The organism is Psychrobacter sp. JCM 18902 (assembly GCF_904846615.1).
Classification (GTDB): Bacteria; Pseudomonadota; Gammaproteobacteria; order Pseudomonadales; family Moraxellaceae; genus Psychrobacter.
Genome location: NZ_CAJHBK010000001.1, coordinates 852,789 through 875,708, shown reverse-complemented (window position 1 = coordinate 875,708; position 22,920 = coordinate 852,789). Strand labels below are relative to the sequence as shown.

Here is a 22,920-nt window from a genome sequence, read left to right as displayed (position 1 = left end):
AACTTGCTAAGACAACCACTGAAAATGACCTCTCAACCATGAATACTGTTCTATGAATACCGCTAGCAGTCATTGCAAATACTCATATTGATTACAGATGATTAATTAAGCATGACTGCTAACAACCCATGATTTAAAAACAACATCAATAATAAATAAGGACGACTATGAATATTTTAATGGTACTAACCTCACATGATAAGTTGGGCGATACTGGCAAAAAAACGGGCTTTTGGCTAGAAGAATTTGCCGCGCCTTATTATGCTTTTATCGATGCAGGCGTCAATGTGACACTTGCTTCTCCTGCTGGCGGGCAGCCACCGCTTGATCCGAGCAGCGATACTGAAGACACGCAAACGAAAGATACCAAGCGCTTTAAAGAAGACAGCGATGCTCAAAAGCATCTTGCCAATACTGAAAAACTCGCTGATATGAACGCTGAAGATTTTGATTCAGTCTTTTATCCAGGCGGTCATGGTCCACTATGGGACTTGGCAGTTGATAAAAATTCGATCAATTTGATTGAGACGTTTGTCAAACAAGACAAACCTGTCGCCTTTGTTTGTCATTCTCCAGCCGCTCTTAAAAATGTCAAAATTGACGGTGAGTATTTAGTCAAAGGCAAAACAGTGACTGGCTTTACCAATTCAGAAGAAGACGCCGTTGGTCTAACAGATGTCGTGCCATTCTTAGTAGAAGATGCACTAAAAGCCAATGGTGGTAACTATGAAAAAGCCGCTGATTGGGAATCATTTGTGGTCGAAGATGGCTTGCTGATTACTGGACAAAACCCAGCGTCATCAGAGGAAGCTGCCAAGCGCTTAATCACTAAGCTGAAAGGTTAATATCTTTTTAACGTTAATATAATAGACCATGCAAAAAGGCCACTATCATGATTCGCTTACATCATCTCAACCAGTCTCGCTCATTACGTATTTTATGGCTTTTAGAAGAGCTGGGCGTGCCTTATGAGATCATTAGTCATCAACGCGATCCTAATACTCACTTGGCACCAGACAGTTTAAAGGCGGTACATCCACTCGGTAAATCTCCGGTTATCGAGATGGATGGTCAACTTTATGCCGAGTCGGGTGCAATCACTGAGTTATTGATTGAGCGATTTGCGCCAGAGCGCTTACGTCCTACGACTGATAGCGCAGACTATGGACATTATCTGCAATGGATTAACTTTGCTGAAAGCTCGCTCATGTTGCCGTTATTACTGGAGCTATTTACCAAAAAAGCCGGTATCGTCGATAACGAGTTTTTAGATGGTTATATCAGTCAAGAAAAACACAGACTGTTGAGCTATCTAAACGAGGAAGTTGCAGATAAGCCATTTATCGTTGGTCATAAGCTAAGCGGCGCTGACTTTATGCTGTCTTTTGACTTAATCATGCTGGCTAAGCGTGAAGCGTTAGATGATTATCCACATATTAAGCAGTATGCTTTACAACTTGCCAGTCTTGATAGTTATCAGCGCAGCATGCGTTTAGAGGCGAATTATGATCACTCTATTTAGTACCATGGTCTAACTGTTTATCGACTATTTAATGTATAAAAAACAGCTCTTTATAGAGCTGTTTTTTATGGGCAAAAATGACCTGAGTCGTAGCTATGTGACATATAGTCAAGGAATTTTAGAATCGCTACAAGGCGACCGACCGCAGATAGTACACTGATTACATCTAAGGTGGGTAACGCCGTAGCGGTTTAAAAGTGCTCTGACTATAGCACTGTATTTCTTATCGTCTATCATTGACAGACAGCTGTATCTATCTTTTAACTTGATTTTCAATGTGTGAGTTATGCGTGATAAATGCTCAACAAAAATTATGATAAAATATTCAAAACAGGGTTTAGAATACTTTTTTGGTTTTATCAGTCTACTAAATGGCTTTCTGTTAAATGACTTTGAACGTCTTGAGCTTCATGACTATCCGATGAGCGCGATGCTTGTTTAACAACGGCTATACACCATTTTATCCCTCTACGCAGATTATCCATCCATGAGTACTGAATACCAGTTTAAGCCCCATGAACGACCATTCATGCTTGGCTCGCCTGCCACCCCTGATCACCCTGTGCGCCGTAAAATATTTTATTTACTGATTGGTATTTTTATTGGCTTAACTGCCAGCTTTCAGAATGGTCTATTGGTCGCGAATCTCACTCAAATCCAAGGTGAAATGGGCTTAACACCAGTAGAAGGTGGCTGGATATCAGTCGCTTACAATATGACCAATGCTTGTGTCACGGTGCTGCTGTACAAAATTCGCCAGCAATTTGGCATGTCGTTATTTAGCAAAATCACTTTGTTCTTCTTATTGGCAGCTACCAGTATGCAGTGGTTGGTCAGTAGCAATCTACTCAGTACGACGATTGGGATTAGCATTGAGCCTTATTATTTAGAACTGCTCGCCCGTGGCTTTAGTGGTGTGGTGGCTAGTGCGATGACGGTATTGTCTATTTTTTATTGTCTACAAGGCATGCCAACTGCTCGGCGTATCAGCGGACTGATATTGGGGTTCGGCTTGGTGCAGTTTGGCATTCCACTGTCACGGATTATCTCGCCTTATTTAGCCGTTGATGGTCAGCTTGAAGGTTTATTTTTATTCCAAGTTGGATTATCGCTGATTTGCTTTGGGCTTATTAACATTCTTGAGCTACCACCGGGCAACACGGAAAAGGTCTTTGAAAAACTTGATTTGGTGAGTTTTGGCTTTTTTGCCAGTGGTCTTGCCGCCCTATCGGTATTTTTAGTACAAGGTAGAATTCAATGGTGGACGATGCCTTGGCTTAGCTATCCATTGATCATTGCCGTCGTGACTATCTCGATTGCTTTATGGATTGAGACGCATCGCAAAAACCCTATGTTACAAGTGCGCTGGATGCGTAGTCGCACCATTATTGCCTTTATGATTACTGGTGCCGTCATGCGCATTTTGCTGTCTGAGCAAAGTGTGGGCGCCGCAGGATTATTAGCAAACCTTGGTTATGGTAATGACCAGCTGATTGTTTTTTATGCCATCATCTTGGTGGCTAGCATACTGGCATTAGTGATTAGCATTTTTACCACCAAAGCGACGGATCTGCGCCGACCCGTGATTTTTGCGGTTGCCTTGATTGCGATTGGTGCATGGATAGATACGGGTGTGTCGCTAAACTCTACCCCTTATATGTTCTATTTCAGTCAGTTTATAATCGCTTTTGCTGCCGTTTACTTTATGGGGCCAATGGTATTTGAAGGTATGTTTCGTGCCATTGCTAACGGACCTGCCTATATTATTAGCTTTTCGGTGATTTTTGGTATCTCACAAACGATCGGCGGTTTGGCAGGCGCGGCAGGTATTCAAGCATTTACCACCATTCGTACTCAGATGCATTATGCCGATATGGTCAGTTCAATGAATACCACTGATCCTGCTACGATGACCCAAATGCTACAGGGTGTGCAACGTCAAGCAACGGTCGCCGCTTATGACGATTTATTCTTTTTGATGGCCGTGGGCGCCACTATCACTGCGCTATATTTATTGATGATTTATTTTTATTACCTTTATCATAAACGCAATCCACTTGGTAAAGAACTTGCCGCATTGGCAGAAATGATGGGCAAAAAATAACAGGTGACAATAATATCGATTTGTTGCTGTTACCTTTTCTTCTTATGCTAATTACTATATTTTAAAAAGTTATCCACCATGTTTATTAATCTCATTAGGAGCGCGTCATGAGCGAAGACAAATTAAATGATCTTGATGACCATAATCAAAACACCGCTCAAGATGCCACCCAAAATACTGCTAAAAACAATCAGACATCGTCCAAGGCAGCAGCAAAAGAGATGCCTCTAAACCAATCGAAAAATGATGATACTGTGACTATACCGAAAACAGAGGACTCAATAATAACGTCAGTTGCTGATGCGGATGAAGCGCCAATGCCGCCAAAAGAGCCTATTCCTGACGCTACGGGTTGGTCGCCTAAAAAGAAATCTTACTTTAACCTAGGCTTATTGATTGCACTAATCATTATTGGCGTCCTTTTGATTCTTTATGCATGGAAGCTACCGCCCTTTACGCCTACGGTTCAGCAGACTAATAATGCCTTTGTAAAAGGTCAAACAACGATTATCAGCCCGCAAGTTTCTGGCTATGTCACAGAAGTGGCAGTGCAAGATTTTGAAAATGTACAAGCAGGTGATTTATTGGTCAAGATAGACGACCGTGCCTTTTTACAGCAGCTCGAACAAGCACAAGCCAATATCGAAGTCGCTATGACCGACCGCTCAAGCAATGCGCAAGATACGGGTACCAGTCAGGCACAAATCGAAGCACGTAAAGCGGACTTATATAGTGCCAAAGTCAGCGTTGATAGTGCACGCGAAGATGTAAAGCGCTATCAAGGGCTTGATGCGATTGGCGCAGTATCCAAAGCAGAAGTTGCTCATGCCCAAGCTCAGCTCGCTCAAGCACAAGCTGGCGTGCAGCAAGCAGAAGCCAATCTACAAGTCGCCCTTGAGGCCAGCAAAAAAACCAGTGGTAGCCGCTCATCACTCGATGCCAATATTAAAAATGCAGAAGCAGTTGCTAAGCAAGCAAAGATTAATTTAGACAATACGATTATTACTGCCCCTGAATCAGGACAACTGAGTCAAGTCAGCGTCAAAGCTGGGCAATATGTCAGCGCGGGCACACAGCTCATGTATGTGGTGCCAAAAGGCGTGTGGATTATTGCCAACTTTAAAGAAACCCAAGTGGCAAATATGACCGTCGGCGAGCCTGCAACTATTCATGTGGATGCGCTAGGCGGCGTTAAGTTTCGAGGTCATGTCAGCAATATCTCGCCAGCCACTGGCAGTGAATTTAGCGCGGGCGCGGCAAACCCTGCAACTGGCAACTATATTAAAATCGCTCAGCGTATTCCGGTACGAATAGATTTAGAGCAAGAACAACCTGAGCTTGCGCAATTGCGCCCCGGTATGTCGGTATCGGTCGATGTCGATACCAAAAAAAATAAAAAATAAAGGGATATCTGCAACTCGGCCTTTCTCTTATTTAAATGGTAAGACTAGAGCAAGAAAATCTTGATACTATCAATCAATTGTTATGCTGCTTACATCTACAGTCAATTTATGATAAATTGACTATATGAAAGGAATGATAATGCGGAATAAGATAATAGGGTTAAGTGCTTTACTCATTTTATCAGGGTGCATAAAAAATCATAAAAATACGGAAGTTCAATTGGTCGAGTTTAAACGGACATCATCATATTATGAAATAACTTTTTTATCAGAAGCTAATTTTTCAATACGTGAATCAACTAGAAATACAGGGAGTTATATACATTGTATCAACGATAAACGAATCTATGATGATAAATACATTCCTGACTACTCTTCGAATAATTATTTGAGCGGCAATATTCCTAAAAACACCAAACCTACTGCTGACACACTTTCAGATCAATACATCTATAGCATCAAACTTGATTCTTCAACATACTTAGAGAACGACAAAACTTTATATTGCCGTATATTTACAGGAAACTTCCCAGGAAAGCTAAAAAAGTCGCAAGTACTCGAGCTTATACCATAAAGCTTTTAATAAAATTAGGTGCTGTTGCTATTTAGAGCAGCAACAGCACCTAAGAAATCACTCTCTGCTTATATCTAAATATAAACAGCAAATATGTTTAAGGTAATAAACGCTTGGTACTCCAGCTTTCACCATTGTCTTTAGTATAGACAATACGGTCATGCATACGATTGGCACGACCTTGCCAAAACTCAATCTCATGAATGCTAATCTCGTAACCACCCCAAAATTCTGGTGTTGGCACTTGGCTACTTTCTGGATACTGATTTTGTAGCTCATTAAACTTGGTTTGCATCACCTCACGATCAGCAACTTCGCCACTTTGAGGTTGACTAACCCACGCACCCACTTGACTGTCGTGAGGACGCTTTTGAAAGTAAGCAGATGACTTATTAGCATCGATTTTAGCAATGCTGCCACTAATACGTACTTGACGCTCCAGCTCATGCCAAAAGAATAGCGCTTCGACATTCGGGTTTTCGGCAATATCTTGACCTTTAGCGCTTTCATAGTTGGTATAAAACACCACACCATTTTCAGTAATCTCACGCATAAGTACGATGCGTACGCTAGGTTTATTATCAGCACCGCACGTCGCCAAACTCATCGCATAAGGCTCTTGCACCTTTTGTGCTATTGCCTCATTCATCCATTCTTTTAGTAGCTCAAATGGAGAGTCTGGGACGGACTGTTGATCAAGCTCACCTTTTTCGTATGACAAACGCTGATCGGTAAAATCCATGCTCATAAAATATTCCTTATTTTAATATAACTACATTATCACTTTAACCCAATACTGCTTTGATATGGTCAGCCAAATCATTTGCCAATACATCACATTCTATTTCATCATCCGACTCAACCATCACACGTATCATAGGTTCTGTACCTGATTGGCGAATGAGCAGACGACCACGACCCTCTAAAGTGGCCTGTGCTTTTGCAAAAGCAGCAACCAGCTCTTCATGCTCAAACGGATCTTGCATTTTACTTAAGCGCACATTGACCAGTTTTTGTGGCAATTTTTCAAAGCCTTCGGTCAAATCACTGAGCGCTTTACCACGTGCTTCCATCACCGCAAGCACTTGCAAGCCGGCGATAATGGCATCACCCGTACGACTCTTATCTAAACATAGAATATGACCCGATGGTTCGCCGCCCAGTATCCAGCCATTCGCTTCAAGCTCATGCATCACATAACGATCGCCTACTTTTGCACGCGTAAATTTAATATCTGCCGCTTTGAGCGCCAGCTCTAAGCCCATGTTACTCATCAGCGTACCAACCACACCTTTCGCCTTAGTCTGACCTTGGGTAGCAAGTACGTATAAAATGCCATCGCCGTCAACCAGATTACCAGCCTCATCAACCATCACAATACGATCGCCATCGCCGTCTAGTGCGATACCAACATCTGCTTCGTGCTCAATCACTGCTTTCTGTAAGCCTTCAGGATGGGTAGAACCGCAGTCAGCATTGATATTGATGCCATCAGGCGTATTGTTAATAGCAATCACATTGGCACCCAACTCACGCATGACTCTTGGTGCCACGCTATAGCCTGCACCATTAGCACAATCTACGACGACAGTCAGATGACTCAAGTCGTACTGATAGGGAAAACTGCCTTTACAGAACTCGATATAACGACCTTTTGCATCGTCAATGCGGTTATTTTTTCCCAAATTTGCAGAATCAAGAATCGGCATGGTTGCTTCTTTACTATTAACGTCATTCATAATTGCCGTTAATTTATTATTGATTGCCGTCTGCATCTCATCGCTAATTTTTTTACCATCACCTGAAAAAAACTTGATGCCATTGTCATAATAAGGATTGTGCGATGCTGAAATAACCACCCCAGCATCTGCATTGAAACTACGGGTCAAATGTGCAATCGCTGGTGTGGGTAATGGTCCAAGCATATGCACATCAACACCAGCGGCATTAAACCCCGCTTGCAATGCGCCTTCAATCACATAACCTGACAGCCGCGTATCCTTACCGATGACCACGCTTGGCTTGCGAGCAGGGTTGTCATTATTCTCTATCAGCACACGTCCCGTCACATAGCCCAATTTTAAAATAAAATCAGGGGTAATCGGCGACTCACCGAATTTTCCGCGAATACCATCGGTGCCAAAGTAGCTCATTATATATGCTCCCAAATCTAAGAGTGAAAACCAGACGAATACGCAAACAATAACGTATAAACAGTCTAAGTAGTTATTATTATAATCCGCTTGTGTATTTTACAAAAAAAACAGCCAACAATAACAAGGCATTGTTGGCTGTTTGTATCTTAAGGTCACTGCAGCCCTGCAAAATAGCTATCGTTGACGTAATGCAGGATTATAAAAGACCTTTTAATTCACACGATAGTTCGGTGCTTCTTTGGTGATTTGAACATCATGGACATGCGACTCTTTCATACCCGCGGATGTCACCTTAATGAATTGCGGATTGGTACGCATATCTTCGATGGTGGCAGAGCCAGTATAACCCATTGATGAGCGCAAACCGCCAACCAACTGATTAACAATACCAGCAACTGGACCTTTATAAGGAACTCGGCCTTCGATACCTTCTGGTACTAATTTTTCTACACCATCTTTAGCATCTTGGAAGTAACGATCTGATGAGCCATTTGAGCCTGACATCGCACCAAGGCTACCCATACCGCGGTAAGCTTTATAGTAACGACCTTGGAACAGCTCAACTTCACCCGGCGCTTCTTCAGTGCCAGCCATCAATGAGCCTACCATGATGCACGAAGCACCAGCGGCAATGGCTTTTGCCATATCACCTGAATAGCGAATACCGCCATCAGCAATCAGTGGAATACTGTCTTTCAATGCGCTAGCGACGTTATCGATAGCTGAGATTTGCGGCACACCGATACCAGCGATGATACGCGTAGTACAGATAGAACCAGGGCCAATACCGACTTTTACCGCATCAGCGCCTGCATCACGTAGTGCAAGTGCAGCATCACCTGTTGCGATGTTGCCACCGATGACTTGCACGTGTGGATAGTGCTTTTTAATCCAAGACACCTTATCAATCACGCCTTTTGAATGACCATGTGCGGTATCAACCACGATGATATCGACGTCAGCAGCGATTAATGCTTCAACGCGCGCTTGGGTATCTGCACCAGTACCAACAGCAGCACCAACACGCAGACGACCTTGCTCATCTTTACAAGCATTTGGATTGTTTTCAGCTTTTGCAAAATCATTAACCGTAATCAAACCACGTAAGCGGAAATAATCATCGATAACGATGACTTTTTCAATGCGGTGCTCATGTAGCAGACGCTTGATGTTTTCGTTGCTTTCACCTTCATGTACTGTCACCAACTGATCTTTTGACGTCATGATTTTACTAACTGGCAAAGACAGATTGGTTTCAAAGCGCCAATCTCTGTGAGTCACAATACCCACGACATTATCAGTGCCTCTTTCTACCACAGGTACGCCTGATATATTATTGTCTTGCGTCAGCTGTAGCAGATCACCAATCGTCATCTCTGGATGCACAGTGATCGGATCTACGACCGTACCTGCTTCAAATTTTTTGACGCGGCGTACTTGTGTCGCTTGCTTGGCGATATCCATGCTCTTGTGCAAGATACCCATACCACCTAGCTGTGCCATCGTAATGGCCATTTCAGATTCGGTCACAGTATCCATCGCGGCAGAAATCAGCGGTAGATTCAGCGTGATATTTTTGGTCAAACGAGTGGTCAGATCGGCAGTTTTTGGCAAGACTTCAGAATAAGCTGGCAACAATAAAACGTCATCAAAGGTTAAGGCTTCATCGACAATTCGCAACATACAGACCCCTAGTGGTGGTTATTTTGATGGGTGGGATATTTTTGGCATTAAGACAATCAACCAAAATCACCGATATGACTTTATGAAGCTAAAGTCTTAAAATTAAAGACCTCGTATCACAAAGTTTTAGATAATCAGCAATGAGCCAGCCGGTGTTTGTGATTAAACAAACAGAGACACTCGAAAATTGCAATTGATTGATGCTAATAAGTTTGCACAAATATAGCGCGCCCCTACTCTTAATCGCTCATTTATCCCTTAAAAATAACGCCATATTATAACAAATAATCAGACAAATCGCATGCTATATTTGTCAGCTTATTTTGCTAGCACTTGTCTATCGATATCGACGTCTGTAAAGCTCAGCTATTTAAAAGCATAGAAAATATACTCAATCGTCGGTTACTGGTCTTTACCCTTCAATATCAAACGTTCAGCAGGCAGATAAGCTTTTTGTTTGCTATATAAGTAATTCAGCATCTGCTCACGTATCTCACAGGCCAGTGTCCATGCTTCTATGGGACCTACCGCTGAAACAGCGCCGCGCAAGTGAATAATGTTGGCAGTCACCTCAACGACAAACATCTCAGGCTCAGTTTTGTTGTCCCAAAGCTTATTGTCTTTAACCGCCGATATAAATTGCTGGCGAATGGCGTCAATATCTGCGCCATAATCGACATATAAAAACACAGGACAAGTCTGATGTACTTCGGTATGTGACCAGTTTTCTACCGTTTCGGTGATCAGTTCACGCATCGGCACGATCAATCGACGTTCATCCCATGTTTTGAGTACCGCATACGTATAACGCAGGTCTTCAACGGTACTAAAGTTGCCATCCATTATCACACTAACACCAATCCGTACTGGCTGGGTCACTGCCACCTGTACCCCAGCAATGATGTTACCCAGTATCGGCTGCGCGGCAATCCCAATGACCACGCCTGCGATACCAGCCGAGGTCAATAGCGTCTTACCAAGGCCTTCCATGTTGGCAAATTCACTGAGACCAATCCAAATACTGCCCAAAATCATGACAAAAATAAAGACGCGGCGAAATATCGATACATAAGTACGGCGACGGCGCTCTTTATCAAAGTGCTCTTCAGCCAGATTTTCAATTTGTAGGCTTTGATAGCGATTAGCAAAAAAGTTAATAACACGAATGCCAAGCCATAAGGTGCTAAATACTAGCCCAATCCAGATAAGCGGACGAGTCGATGAAGCTACTGCATCCAAATAAGGAAAGCCGCCTGACACCAAAGTAAAGACGAGCAAAAAACTGATGGTAAAAGTCAACGGCACGGTCAGCTTATTAACCAAATCTGCCACGCCATTAGTACTACCAACATAATTGCTGTATTTTTCATCGTCGATATAACGGCTGATGATTTTTTCCGTGCCTTTACTGAGTAACCATCCTACTCCCATGGTCACTAAGAAAAACAGTGCTAATGCCAAAAACTCCCATAGTGCGATACTGAAAATCTTAAGTTTTAACCATCCAGGTAAATAACGCTCAAATTCCGCTGGATGATATTGCTCATAGAGATTGTCGATATTATCAACTGTCTGTGCAGAAAACACCCAAATAGGCGCAGCCTCACCAACCCGTACTCGTTGCAAATAAATGGGGACACGGCGCTCACGATAGTCGATATAGCCTAGCTGAATCGAACGTCTAGGGATGCCCATGATACTACTGGTATTGCCAAGTGGCGGCTCGATTAAACCATCTGGGCGATCTGGCAGATCATCAAAAACGTAAAGCTCTTTTTCCGTTAACAAAAAATCCAACCGTTTTGATAACTCGAGCGCGTGGTTACGCTGAATTTTCTGATCGATTAAATTCATGTTAAGTGCATAAGCAGCCAAGTCGTATTGTTGCTTCATGACCGCTGACTGAAAAAACTCTAAAGTCGCTAGTGGCGTGGTTAAATTTGGCGGCTCCGATAATAGCGGCAAGCCTACATTGAGCTTGTCTAGCAAATAATAACTTTCATTGTATTCACCCGTCAGTCCAGAATCGCCTTGCAAATTACCCGCTTGCTCTACTGCATTGCGCTCGGTAGGATCAAATATCTCTTCTGCAACGCCAGAGATGCTGAGGCTTTCGTCTTTAATTGTATTGATTTTTTGAGTGGCATATTCAGCCAGATTATCGGGCTTGCTAATTGAAGTTGATGACGAGATGGACTGCTCATCCGCAGCTTGTTTGCTATCGCTTTGCATATCACTAGTGCTTGCGGCATTAGCGGGTGCAAACACAGCACTCATGCTGACTATGAAAAAAACCAATAGTAATGACAAAGTACTGGCGCGCACATTCCAACGCTGGGCGTTAGGATAGTGGTCACCGTCGGTATCAGTTGCTATACGATGACCGCCAACAATGCTTTTTTTGAGAATATTCATATTTTAAAAGCCATTAATTCACTTGATGTTTGCATCTCTTGAAGTTTGCCTACAAAGCTTATTCTTACATATATTGCATAGCCAATTTAGCTTCATCTTTATGGTTTGACTGCAATTTATCTTGTTCTTAGCACCATTTTTAGAATGATGACACACCCTAGTTTAGTCTATAAAAAAAGCCAGCTCAAAGCTGACTTAGTTTATGACTATCTATATGGGTGTTCTGTAACATGATTGCCTTAAGCGCGGCGCCATGTTGTGCCAGCACGGCTGTCTTCAAGCTCAATACCAGCATCTTTTAGTTGCTCACGTATCTCATCAGCACGCGCAAAGTTTTTGTTGGTTTTGGCATCCGCACGCTCAATGATTAAACCATCGATAGTGTCATCGGTTAAACCATCATCTGCCTGTTCACCAATTATTGCTTGCAAAAACTGTTGAACTGGCTGCTGTAAAATATTGAGTACCTGTGCCAACGCTTTGAGCTGCTCTGCTAATTGCCATGCAGTGTCTACCTCTTCGGCTTTAATGGCTTTATTAATGTCGCGCGCCAGCCCAAACAGTACACTAATTGCCGTTGAACTATTAAAATCATCGTTCATGGCTTTGATAAAGTCTTGTCCGGCACTGCTACTATAAGCATCATTTATCAGCGTATCACTGACTACGAGCGTCTGCCCTTTTTGTTGTTCGGCCAATTTTAACGCATTATATAATCTACTTAGGCTATTATGTGCTTCATCCAATGCGTTGTCAGAAAAATTGACTTGGCTGCGATAATGGCTTGATAATAAAAAAAAGCGCACCGTTTCAGGCAGATATTTTGTCATCACGTCACGAATGGTAAAAAAGTTACCCAACGATTTGGACATTTTTTCACCATCGACATTAATGAAACCGACATGCATCCAGTTACGCGCGTATTCACAGCCAGTCGCGGCTTCAGACTGCGCTATCTCGTTTTCGTGATGCGGAAATTGCAAGTCATGACCACCGCCATGAATATCAAAGGTGCTACCCAAGCACTTGGTCGACATCGCTGAGCATTCGATATGCCAACCTGGACGCCCTTTGCCCCATGGCGACGCCCATTGCGGCTCATTAGGCTTTGCTGCCTTCCATAAGACAAAATCAAACGGATTGCGTTTGTCATTTTCGACATCGACACGTGAACCTGCTTGCATCTCATCGAGATTACGCTTAGATAATTTACCATAATCTGCAAAATTATCGACGGCATAGTAGACATCACCATTGTCGCCTGCGTACGCATAGTCGCCTGTGACCAAGGTCTCAATCATTTGCTGCATATCATCGATATGATCAGTCGCGCGCGGCTCAGCGTCTGGCATCTCGCAACCAAGAGCGGTTGCATCTTCGTGCATGGCTTCAATAAAACGCTGCGTTAACGTACCAATCTCTTCACCGTTCTCAGCGGCACGAGTGATGATCTTGTCATCAATATCGGTGATATTGCGCACATAATTAACGTCATAGCCTAACTGAGCCAACCAGCGCACTACCATGTCAAAACCAACCATCACCCGCGCATGCCCAATATGACAATAATCATAAACTGTCATACCGCACACATACATGCCTACTTGCCCTGATTTGAGTGGTACAAACTGACGTTTTCCGCCAGTCAGTGAGTCATGAATAGCAAGCTGAGACATCGCATCGGCAAGTGGTGTGGTCATGGTTAAAAAGCCTTTTAATATAAATAAAATAGATAAAATAGATAAAATAAAAACAAAAATATAATCAATGTTTGGATATTAAACAGCACTGACTATGGTCGTTATAACTGTAAAAACAACGGCAACATAAAACCTAACCCATTATCTTAGCGAAAACAGCCATAAAATACTACAATGAGCCCGCAACTAACATCATTCAATCATAAAAACTGTTAAGGATTTAGATATGGGCAATCGTTTAAGCAAAATATATACGCGTACTGGAGATGACGGTAGCACTGGCATGGCAGACGGCAGCCGCGTCAGCAAAGCAGACAACCTATTTAGCGTAATGGGTGATATCGACGAGCTTAACTCACACATTGGTCTGGTACGTGCTCAGTTACAGCATAATAAAGGGCAATCTATAGAGAAAGAGTTTTCTCAAGCGTTAGTCATCATTCAGCATTTATTGTTTAATATCGGTGGTGAGCTGGCTATGCCAGAATATGAAGGCGTCAATGCCACTCACATTACATGGTTAGAACAGCAAATTGATGCGATGAATACGACCTTGCCGCCGCTAAAAGATTTTATCTTGCCCACAGGTTCGGTATTGGTCAGCCAACTACACGTTGCGCGTACAGTCTGTCGCCGTGCTGAGCGCCAAGCAGTGCTATTACAGCAAGAGCGACCACAAGCGATTCGCAGTACGGCCGTGAGCTTTATCAATCGCTTATCGGATTGGTTGTTTGTCGCTGCTCGCTTTTGTACAGATCCCAACAAAGTCTCTGAAGTCTTATGGGACAGTCAGGTATTACAAAAATTCGCTGATAAAAAATGATTGCGCAGGACTACTTCAGTGGACTAAAACGCTAAAATAACACCCTAGAATCAAGCCCTAGCATAAAATATAAAAAAGCCCGCAACCTTAACACTGCGGGCTTTTTATTGACTAATCGATACTATTCAGTCACGACAATATGGTTCGATAACAGCTTAAATCTTACCAATTAGTAAGTAGCGCTGTTATCTTCAATAATGACCATATCGATACTTTCATCTTTAGGTACTGATTTCGGTACGGCTGGGGTGGCTGGGGTTTTAACCTCAGGAGTGGCTGACGCGCTGCTATCCGTATTACTACTGCTTGGATTGTTAATAGTCGGCGGCGTGGCAGGCTGAGTAGGACGAATCGGCTCAACTGGCTTGACTACTTGAGGCTGACGAACGGGTGCTGACTGACTGTCATCGTTTTGTGCTGCACGGCGCTCAGTGCTACGTTGGGCGCGCTGCTCATCCATCGCTGATTTAAATACAGAGCCTGCCATCACATCGGCGACCACAGTAATCAATGCTGGCTGCCCAGCAATACGTGTGCGTACTTGACCGCCTTGAGTACCAACGACATAGGTAAAGGCATCATCAACCAACATGTTATTATTGATACGAATGTTATTTTGCGCTAAACGTGATTGTAGGCTCGGCAGATTGTTGGCTGCTTGTACTTGACTGGCTTGATATAAATCTTCGCTTGGTAACGTCATGCTCACGCTTGCCTGACAAGTCGTCATACCATTGTCATTGGCTGCTTGTAAAACTGCAGCATTTTGTACATCAATCACAATGCCGTTGGTTTTATTAGTGATAGCGCCGCTAGCGAGACTGATCTCTGCATCATTTGCGTAGTTGGCAGCCAGCGTTTGTGCTTGTTGATTAAGCGTGTTTTTCAGAGCCGTTTTGAGACGATCTTGTACCATTGGGTCATCACAGCTCACCGCAGTAGCTGCGGTGTTTTCAGTAGACGCAGACTCTTGCTCTGTGAGCTCTGCCGTCTCGGTGGTATCTTCCTTCTCTGAGCGATCACAGCCAGCAAGCGCTAAACCACATACCATGCCAATACCAGCCACTTTATACCACTTGCTCACGTTTTTATTTGCTACGCTCATATTTCTTTTGCTCCCAATTTACTAATACGTACCGCCACTGACGGACAGTGATTGATGTTCAAACCGCAACCCTAGCTGCCCTAGGTTTGAAAACCAGATTATTATACGGTGTTTAAATAAAATGTTCATTAGTGTAGCTCATGGATATACAAATAACGCCCCTCATTATAGGTAAAACCTGTATTTAGTTGCAAAAACATAACAAATACATACTTATGAATTCGCTGTAAATACGCTTTTAGACTACCGCGATCAACTAGGGTCTGTTGAATGTTTGACAGACAGTAAACATATTCTAAGATTTCGCTCAGCTCATCTCTATAAAGTTTTTGGATAAAAGGAACCACATATTAATATTGCTCTATCGAGCAAATTTTATTAGACGCTGTTGTTTTAGCACTATATGATTGCGCGTATCACTAACCAACCATATAAATTATGATAAATTTCGAAAACACGCTTTTATTGGGTCATCGCGGTGCGCGCGGCGAAGCATTAGAAAATACCTTTTCAGGCTTTGAGTACGCTCAACGTCTTAACATTCAGGGTCTAGCAGGGGTTGAGTTTGATGTACAACTGAGTGCGGATGGTCATTTAATCGTGTTTCATGATGACACGCTGCAACGCATGTGTGGTCAGCAAGCGCGTGTTGATCAGTTAAATCTTACTGAGATTCAACGCCATTCGCAGTTTGGTCATCAGATTATCACATTAGGGCAGGTAGCGCCGTTGCTAAAGGGCTTTACTGATATTGAACTGGAGATTAAAACGCATGACCGTACTGATTATGCTAAATTGGTAAAAGCATTGACACGCAACCTCATCGATAGCCCACTTGCCAAACTACCCATTGTGCTGACCAGCTTTGATGTAGAGCTACATGTTCGCTTACAACGTCATCCATTACTAAAGCATATCTCTCGCGGCTTGCTCATTCGCACACCTGAAGTCTTAATGACTGCACCGAATGCCGCCTTGCAACTTGGCTGTGTTCAGATAGGTATTCATTATCCGCTGATTAGTCGAGCAGTCATTGAACATAGCCACCGTTATGGCTTGCCAGTTAGTGCGTGGACGGTTAATGATATTGACACGATTAAACAGCTGATCGCGTGGCAAGCTGACGTCATCATCACTGATTATCCAAGTCATTTACTGCTGGGTTAATAAGCATCGCCTTTATTTGATTTATTTAAAATCATCTACATATCTACGGTGTTACTTACACTTCTCCTCAATGCCTGATAAGTCATCCATTATTTTCGTTAATACATTCCATAATCAATACAAGTTATTGTTATTTAGCAATATTTTTACAGTGTATAACTGTTCACTTTATTGATTTTTTAAGGTATCATATAGGCTTAAATTAATACCGCTAGGGATATTATATGATTGCAAAAAAAGCACTTGGCTTACCGCTTAAAGGCTTACGTTTCGCTATCAAATCTGGTGATACGCTTATCAAAGCCGCCAGCACTCAAGCCACACGTTTTAAGACACGTTTTGACGAGAGTAAAACTGCAAGCTCGCTTAATGAGCAGCCTGTTGCCAAACGCAACTACGCTCATGTTGCGGGAGAGCAAGATGTCGCTACTAAAGAAGACAGCATTGATATGCGCGAGTTTGAGTTTACAAAAGCGCCGATCAACTGGATTCCAGCGACTATTCTAGTAGCAACACCTATTGCTGCTGCGATCATTACACCATGGTATTTATTTACTCATGATGTTAGCGCGCCAGTTTGGGGCGTATTTGGTGCCTTTATGGTATGGACAGGCATTAGTATTACCGCTGGTTATCATCGCCTGCTATCGCATCGTGCTTATAAAGCGCACCCGATCGTCAAAAACTTTTTATTGCTAGGTTCTACCTTTGCCGTACAAGGTTCAGCATTTGATTGGGTTTCTGGTCACCGTACGCATCATCGTCATGTCGATGATCGCTTAGAAGACCCGTACTCAGCAAAGCGTGGCTTTTTCTTCAGTCACATGGGCTGGATGCTACGCAATTATCCTAGTGGTAAATTTGACTATAAAAATATCCCTGACCTAACCAAAGATAGAACCTTACAGATTCAGCATAAATATTACGGTCTCTGGGTTGCGGCATTGAACATCGGTGCAGTCGCTGCGATCGGTTGGTTATTGGGTGATGTTTGGGGTACTTTGGTCATCGTAGGCTTACTACGTCTGGTACTGACGCACCACTTTACCTTCTTTATTAACTCGCTATGTCATATGTTTGGCACGCGTCCTTATACGGATACCAATACTGCTCGCGATAACTTCTTCTTAGCTATCTTTACGTGGGGTGAGGGTTATCATAACTACCATCACTTCTTCCAATACGATTATCGTAACGGCGTAAAATGGTGGCAGTATGATCCTACTAAATGGTTGATTGCTGGCTTATCGAAGCTGGGCTTAACCAGTGAGCTACGTACCGTTGATGACACCACTATCAAGCATGCAGAAGTACAAATGCAATTTAAAGCGGCTCAGCAGCAAATCGATACAGCAGCAGTAAGCGGCATTGATCTTCCTCATGCGATGAAGAGCTTCCAAGACCGTATTAAGTTTGAATATGATGCCTTTATGCAGACTGTTGAAGAATGGCAAGCACTCAAAGCCAAAACGATTGAGCTGAAAAAGACAGAATATGCCGATCGCTTGCATGAAGTGGAAGATGAGCTAAAGCATGACTATGCCAAAATTGAACAAAAAATTCTTGAGCATAATAGCAATTTAAAAACCGCGTTTCGCTCGATTGGTATCAGTAAAAAGGCAGCATAATCGCTGATTATTAAACTGTATTTTATTACTTTTGTGATGAACGATAATTGTAAAGCTTCTCCTTCCCTCTATCTGTAGCAGATAGAGGGATTTTTTTGCTCATCTTTTATAGATCGTGTCGAACATTGATTTATAGAAATCAAAAGGATAAGTGGAAGCAATATCTTTGTTTGATAGGCTAAATGCATTCAATATTACTCATGGTTTTTGGGTGCGCTATTACAAGAGATGGACAGAGTGAAACGATGTAATATCAAGGCTATGCTATAGTGCTTTTATCGCCCCTACACTTTACTTATACTTCAAAAGCAGGAACGGCTTGTATGCGCTATCAAAATACCTATATCAATCTAGACACACGCCTTTATCATGAGCAACCGCCGACGCCGCTGGACAATCCACGTGCTGGACATTTCAACATGCACGTTGCGCAGCAGTTAGGCTGGACAGATGATGAAGATTTAATGACACATTGGGTAGAGATACTCGGTGGTCAATACGTGCCAGCGGATTTTAAGCCATTGGCCATGGTTTATGCGGGTCACCAATTTGGGCAATGGGCAGGTCAATTGGGTGATGGGCGCGGCTTGCTGATGGCACAAGTGCTCGATAACAATAATCAATTGCAAGACTTGCACCTTAAGGGCATTGGTCTGACGCCTTACTCGCGGATGGGTGATGGGCGTGCTGTCTTGCGCAGCACTATTCGCGAGTATTTATGTGGTCATGCCCTTACACAATTAGGTGTTCCTTCCTCTAATGCTTTGGGATTTGTTGTCTCCGACACGAGGGTGCGCCGTGAGCGCATGGAAGCAGGTGCGGCATTGATGCGCGTGGCTGATAGTCACATTCGTTTGGGTCATATCGAGTGGATTGCCAGCTTTGCTCCTGATTTGCTCGCTGAGTTCACCGATTATATGATCGATACTTATTATCCAGAGTGCCGTGATAGTGACGCTCCCATACTGACATTTTTAACCACGGTGATTGAGCGAACCGCACGAATGATCGCTGACTGGCAACTGATTGGCTTTGCGCATGGCGTAATGAATACTGACAACCTCTCTATCACTGGTAGCACCTTAGACTTTGGTCCATTTGGTTTTATGGAGCGTTTTAATCCTGCTTGGATCAACAACCACTCTGATCATACTGGTCGCTACGCTTATCAGAATCAACCTGCTATTGGTCACTGGAATCTCAATGCTTGGCTGCCACATTTTATGCGCTTAGAAGGCGTAACACGTGAGGCGTTAGCAGACTGTCTAGCGCCTTATGAGGCTACCTTTATGCAGCATTATCAGCAAGGACTGTGCCGTAAACTTGGGTTGCCGCATGCAAAAGAGAGCTTAACCTTAGCTTTCGAATGGTTAACCTTGTTAGAAGACAACTTGCTGGACTATACCAATAGCTTCCGTGCGCTACTCGGTTTGGTCGCGCCGGATGAGCACCATTATGAAGAGCAGCTATTGTCAACCATGATAAATGAGCTTAGCGATGATGCCCAACAAGTCTGGCAAGATTGGTCGACTCGTTATGTGGCTCAAATACAGCAGCTGCCACTTGAGCAAGTTATCGACGATATGACAGCCAACAATCCTGTTTATGTACTGCGTAATAGTATGGCGCAGCGTGCCATTACTGCAGCAGAACAAGGACAGTTCGAAGAAGTGAGTCGAGTATTCGATTTACTGGCTAACCCTTATCAGGTACAAGCAATCGCTATCCTTCTCGATACGGTGCCGCCTACCCCACATGCGCCGCAAATGCCGATTAGTTGCTCGTCTTAATGATAGGTTATTAAATTAAACTGCTATTCTGTAATATTTTGAAACATTATAAGATTAAGGTTGATATTTAACCCTATTTTTTGGCATTATTAATTGGCTAAATAATGAATATCATTTTACTATATTATTCTCGCCGTTCACGGCAGCTGACTAGGCAGTGAATTGGCAATAGTGCTAGAATAACTATTCCACTAGATTACTTTTTTGGTTCAATGCTTAATCGCTAATCCTGACACTTTAAATTATTAACTGTTTAGCGTCACGTTACCCTTAGAGGATTATTATTCCATGATTTTTTGAGGGTAAAACGTTACTTTTATCTCCATTTACTTTATTCCAATTTATTCCAATTTATTCTAACCATGGCAATTATTATGAATGACGATACCACTTTGAATACGGATAACCTTAGTACAGAAAAAGAGCAGTTTGAACAAGCTGCCTTACATTATCATGAGTTCCCACGTCCAGGTAAAATCTCTGTCACCCCTATTAAGCAGTTAGCAAACCAACGTGACTTAGCACTTGCCTATTCACCAGGTGTGGCAGTTCCTTGTCTTGAGATTCAAAGAGATCCAACACTAGCGGCTAAATATACCGCCCGTAGCAACTTGGTTGGTGTTATCACCAACGGTACTGCGGTACTGGGTCTAGGTAATATCGGGCCATTGGCATCGAAGCCTGTAATGGAAGGTAAAGGGGTTCTATTCAAAAAATTCGCAGGTATCGACGTTTTTGATATTGAAATTGCACAAAATGATCCAGACAAATTCATCGAGGCAGTTGCTTCTCTTGAGCCTACTTTCGGTGGCATCAATCTAGAAGACATCAAAGCACCAGAATGTTTCAAAATTGAGCGTGAATTACGTAAGCGTATGAACATTCCAGTCTTTCATGATGACCAACATGGTACGTCAATCATTGTTGCAGCAGCGATGCTCAACGCGCTATTGATTACTGGCAAAAAAATCGAAGAGATTAAAATCGTCTGTTCAGGTGCCGGTGCCGCCGCCATTTCTTGTTTAGATATTATTTGCGCACTTGGTGTAAACAAAAATAATATCTTTGTTTCAGATTCACGCGGTATCATTACGACTATCCGTGAAAATCTTGACGAAACCAAACAGCGCTATGCGCGTGAGACGACTGCGACCACTATCGACGAAGTGATGGATGATGTCGATATGTTCCTTGGTCTATCGATGCCTGGCACGTTATCTGAAGATATGGTTCGCCGTATGGCAAAAGACCCTATCGTATTTGCACTTGCTAACCCAACGCCTGAGATCATGCCAGAATTGGCGCACGCCGTACGTCCAGATGTCATCATGGCAACGGGTCGCTCAGACTATCCAAACCAAGTAAACAACGCTTTATGCTTCCCTTATATCTTCCGCGGCGCATTAGATGTTGGTGCCACGACTGTTAACGAAGAGATGAAAGTTGCTTGTGTAAGAGCTATCGCTGCGATGGCACACGTTGAAGCAACGCCGACCACCAGCGCTAGAAACATCGAAAAAATGCAAAGTTTCGGTCGTGATTACCTGATTCCAGGACCTTTAGAGCCAAACCTAATCATCGAGATCGCGTCTGCGGTCGCTCAAGCTGCGATGGACTCAGGCGTTGCAACCTTACCTATCGCTGATATGCAAGCTTATCGTCAGCGTCTGTCTGAGTTTGTCTATAACTCTGCATTCGTGATGAAACCAATCTTTGCTCGCGCTAAAGCCGATCCAAAGCGTATCGTTTACTGTGAAGGTGAAGACAATAATATCTTACTTGCTGTGCAAGTGGTCGTTGATGAAAAGCTAGCCCAACCTATTTTAATTGGTCGTCCTTCAGTCATCGAAGCCAATATCGAAAAACTAGGGTTACGTCTAAAAGATGGTGTGAACATCTCTATCGTCAATATCGATGACGATCCTCGTTATAAAGACTACTGGCAGGGTTACTACGAGAAGAACAAACGTCTTGGTGTGAGTATTGAACTTGCTCGTCGTGATGTTCGTCGTAAGACCACATTGATCGGCTCACTATTGGTCGAAAATGGCGCTGCAGATGGTATGGTATGTGGTACGTTTAGCCATTATCAGTTGCACTTAAAATATGTACAAAGCGTTATTGGCAAAAAAGAAGGTGTGAACGACTTCTATGCTATGAATGCGGTACTCATGCAAGATCGTAATATTTTCATCGCTGATACTTATATCCACGAAGATCCAACGGCTGAACAATTGGCTGAAATGACTGTCTTGGCAGTTGATCAGTTACGTCGCTTTGGTATTACACCGCGTGTCGCGCTCGTTTCTCACTCTAACTTTGGCGCTTCAAATCGCACCAGTGCTGTAAAAATGCGCAAGGTCCATGAACTGCTGACAGATATGAATGTAGACTTTGAATTCGACGGCGAGATGCAAGGTGACGCCGCGTTGAATGAACATATTCGTTTAAACAACATGCCATCAAGTCCATTAAAAGGTGCTGCAAATCTGCTCATCTTGCCAACACTTGACGCCTCAAATATTGCCTTTAACTTACTCAAGACAGCAACTGGTAGCGCCTCTATTGGTCCTATTTTATTAGGTACTAGCAAACCAGTACATATTCTCACACCATCAGCAACTGCACGTGGTATCGTCAATATGACCGCTCTTTCCGTTACTGAAGCTCAAGATTTGGCGAGCGAAAATCAGTAATTCATCCTGCGCTACCTAGTAGTATGTATTATCCAGATGGTCTCTATTATTCATTTATAGAGACCGTCTGCTATACTAAAACCAGTCAATGCTATTAAATAGCGTTGACTGGTTTTTTTTGCTTGTTATACATTGGCTAAGACGCAACGTAGCC

Annotated in this window: 16 protein-coding genes; 10 read left to right on the top strand and 6 right to left on the bottom strand. The window is 43.0% G+C overall.

All coding sequences use genetic code 11. The features are described from left to right. The first annotated feature begins 167 nt into the window (after positions 1-167). From JMY05_RS03605 to JMY05_RS03585, 5 genes are all read left to right on the top strand, one after another. On the top strand, positions 168-845 hold the full coding sequence (locus JMY05_RS03605; RefSeq protein WP_045446333.1) for a type 1 glutamine amidotransferase domain-containing protein: 678 nt from the start codon (positions 168-170) through the stop codon (positions 843-845). A 47-nt stretch (positions 846-892) separates the two neighbouring features. Then, positions 893-1,522, top strand: coding sequence for a glutathione S-transferase family protein (locus JMY05_RS03600; RefSeq protein WP_201614188.1), 630 nt, complete (start codon positions 893-895; stop codon positions 1,520-1,522). Positions 1,523-2,009: 487 nt separating this feature from the next. Further along, a complete protein-coding gene (locus JMY05_RS03595) occupies positions 2,010-3,626 on the top strand; it encodes an MFS transporter (protein WP_045446331.1) in 1,617 nt (538 codons plus the stop codon). A gap of 107 nt (positions 3,627-3,733) precedes the next feature. Then, positions 3,734-5,029: an HlyD family secretion protein gene (locus JMY05_RS03590; RefSeq protein WP_201614186.1), complete on the top strand. Its 1,296-nt coding sequence runs from the start codon at positions 3,734-3,736 to the stop codon at positions 5,027-5,029. Positions 5,030-5,168: 139 nt separating this feature from the next. Next, a complete protein-coding gene (locus JMY05_RS03585; RefSeq protein ID WP_045446328.1) occupies positions 5,169-5,603 on the top strand; it encodes a hypothetical protein in 435 nt (144 codons plus the stop codon). 97 nt (positions 5,604-5,700) lie between these two features. On the opposite strand, the gene pdxH is transcribed toward JMY05_RS03585, so the two are convergent. The 5 genes from pdxH to cysS all read right to left on the bottom strand — a co-directional run bounded on the left by pdxH (position 5,701) and on the right by cysS (position 13,557). Continuing rightward, complete coding sequence (gene pdxH, locus JMY05_RS03580; protein ID WP_045446485.1) at positions 5,701-6,345, bottom strand: pyridoxamine 5'-phosphate oxidase; 645 nt, start codon at positions 6,343-6,345, stop codon at positions 5,701-5,703. 43 nt (positions 6,346-6,388) lie between these two features. Next, positions 6,389-7,756 (bottom strand): phosphoglucosamine mutase, encoded by a 1,368-nt coding sequence (gene glmM, locus JMY05_RS03575; RefSeq protein ID WP_201614185.1) that lies wholly within the window; start codon positions 7,754-7,756, stop codon positions 6,389-6,391. A 213-nt stretch (positions 7,757-7,969) separates the two neighbouring features. Beyond that, positions 7,970-9,442 (bottom strand): IMP dehydrogenase, encoded by a 1,473-nt coding sequence (guaB, locus tag JMY05_RS03570; protein WP_045446326.1) that lies wholly within the window; start codon positions 9,440-9,442, stop codon positions 7,970-7,972. A 402-nt stretch (positions 9,443-9,844) separates the two neighbouring features. Continuing rightward, positions 9,845-11,857, bottom strand: a complete 2,013-nt coding sequence (locus JMY05_RS03565) for a mechanosensitive ion channel family protein (protein ID WP_227678093.1) — start codon at positions 11,855-11,857, stop codon at positions 9,845-9,847. A gap of 239 nt (positions 11,858-12,096) precedes the next feature. Continuing rightward, positions 12,097-13,557 carry a cysteine--tRNA ligase gene (gene cysS / locus JMY05_RS03560; protein ID WP_201614184.1) on the bottom strand — a complete coding sequence of 487 codons (1,461 nt, stop codon included), beginning with the start codon at positions 13,555-13,557 and terminating at the stop codon, positions 12,097-12,099. 226 nt (positions 13,558-13,783) lie between these two features. On the opposite strand from cysS, the gene JMY05_RS03555 reads away from it, so the two are divergent. After that, positions 13,784-14,380, top strand: a complete 597-nt coding sequence (locus JMY05_RS03555) for a cob(I)yrinic acid a,c-diamide adenosyltransferase (protein WP_045446323.1) — start codon at positions 13,784-13,786, stop codon at positions 14,378-14,380. 169 nt (positions 14,381-14,549) lie between these two features. Here JMY05_RS03555 and JMY05_RS03550 read toward each other — a convergent pair whose 3' ends face one another. Next, the gene (locus JMY05_RS03550; protein WP_045446320.1) at positions 14,550-15,485 is read right to left on the bottom strand and encodes a hypothetical protein; all 936 of its coding nucleotides are present in this window, start codon (positions 15,483-15,485) and stop codon (positions 14,550-14,552) included. Positions 15,486-15,923: 438 nt separating this feature from the next. Between JMY05_RS03550 and JMY05_RS03545 the strand changes: the two genes are divergently transcribed. The 4 genes from JMY05_RS03545 (at position 15,924) to JMY05_RS03530 (ending at position 22,766) form a co-directional block, all read left to right on the top strand. Next, positions 15,924-16,652, top strand: a complete 729-nt coding sequence (locus tag JMY05_RS03545; RefSeq protein ID WP_201614183.1) for a glycerophosphodiester phosphodiesterase — start codon at positions 15,924-15,926, stop codon at positions 16,650-16,652. A 449-nt stretch (positions 16,653-17,101) separates the two neighbouring features. Next, positions 17,102-18,280 carry an acyl-CoA desaturase gene (locus JMY05_RS03540; protein ID WP_201615329.1) on the top strand — a complete coding sequence of 393 codons (1,179 nt, stop codon included), beginning with the start codon at positions 17,102-17,104 and terminating at the stop codon, positions 18,278-18,280. A gap of 323 nt (positions 18,281-18,603) precedes the next feature. Then, on the top strand, positions 18,604-20,070 hold the full coding sequence (locus JMY05_RS03535) for a protein adenylyltransferase SelO (protein WP_045446317.1): 1,467 nt from the start codon (positions 18,604-18,606) through the stop codon (positions 20,068-20,070). 374 nt (positions 20,071-20,444) lie between these two features. After that, complete coding sequence (locus JMY05_RS03530; protein ID WP_045446314.1) at positions 20,445-22,766, top strand: NADP-dependent malic enzyme; 2,322 nt, start codon at positions 20,445-20,447, stop codon at positions 22,764-22,766. Positions 22,767-22,920: the final 154 nt, after the last annotated feature.

Bases quoted from the DNA above. Each gene is read 5' to 3' on its own strand.
- JMY05_RS03545 (WP_201614183.1), top strand. From the start codon at position 15,924: ATGATAAATTTCGAAAACACGCTTTTATTGGGTCATCGCGGTGCGCGC.
- JMY05_RS03550 (WP_045446320.1), bottom strand. From the start codon at position 15,485: ATGAGCGTAGCAAATAAAAACGTGAGCAAGTGGTATAAAGTGGCTGGT.
- pdxH (WP_045446485.1), bottom strand. From the start codon at position 6,345: ATGGATTTTACCGATCAGCGTTTGTCATACGAAAAAGGTGAGCTTGAT.
- guaB (WP_045446326.1), bottom strand. From the start codon at position 9,442: ATGTTGCGAATTGTCGATGAAGCCTTAACCTTTGATGACGTTTTATTG.
- JMY05_RS03600 (WP_201614188.1), top strand. From the start codon at position 893: ATGATTCGCTTACATCATCTCAACCAGTCTCGCTCATTACGTATTTTA.
- JMY05_RS03595 (WP_045446331.1), top strand. From the start codon at position 2,010: ATGAGTACTGAATACCAGTTTAAGCCCCATGAACGACCATTCATGCTT.
- JMY05_RS03585 (WP_045446328.1), top strand. From the start codon at position 5,169: ATGCGGAATAAGATAATAGGGTTAAGTGCTTTACTCATTTTATCAGGG.
- JMY05_RS03535 (WP_045446317.1), top strand. From the start codon at position 18,604: ATGCGCTATCAAAATACCTATATCAATCTAGACACACGCCTTTATCAT.
- JMY05_RS03590 (WP_201614186.1), top strand. From the start codon at position 3,734: ATGAGCGAAGACAAATTAAATGATCTTGATGACCATAATCAAAACACC.
- glmM (WP_201614185.1), bottom strand. From the start codon at position 7,756: ATGAGCTACTTTGGCACCGATGGTATTCGCGGAAAATTCGGTGAGTCG.
- JMY05_RS03555 (WP_045446323.1), top strand. From the start codon at position 13,784: ATGGGCAATCGTTTAAGCAAAATATATACGCGTACTGGAGATGACGGT.
- JMY05_RS03530 (WP_045446314.1), top strand. From the start codon at position 20,445: ATGAATGACGATACCACTTTGAATACGGATAACCTTAGTACAGAAAAA.
- JMY05_RS03565 (WP_227678093.1), bottom strand. From the start codon at position 11,857: ATGAATATTCTCAAAAAAAGCATTGTTGGCGGTCATCGTATAGCAACT.
- cysS (WP_201614184.1), bottom strand. From the start codon at position 13,557: ATGACCACACCACTTGCCGATGCGATGTCTCAGCTTGCTATTCATGAC.
- JMY05_RS03540 (WP_201615329.1), top strand. From the start codon at position 17,102: ATGCGCGAGTTTGAGTTTACAAAAGCGCCGATCAACTGGATTCCAGCG.
- JMY05_RS03605 (WP_045446333.1), top strand. From the start codon at position 168: ATGAATATTTTAATGGTACTAACCTCACATGATAAGTTGGGCGATACT.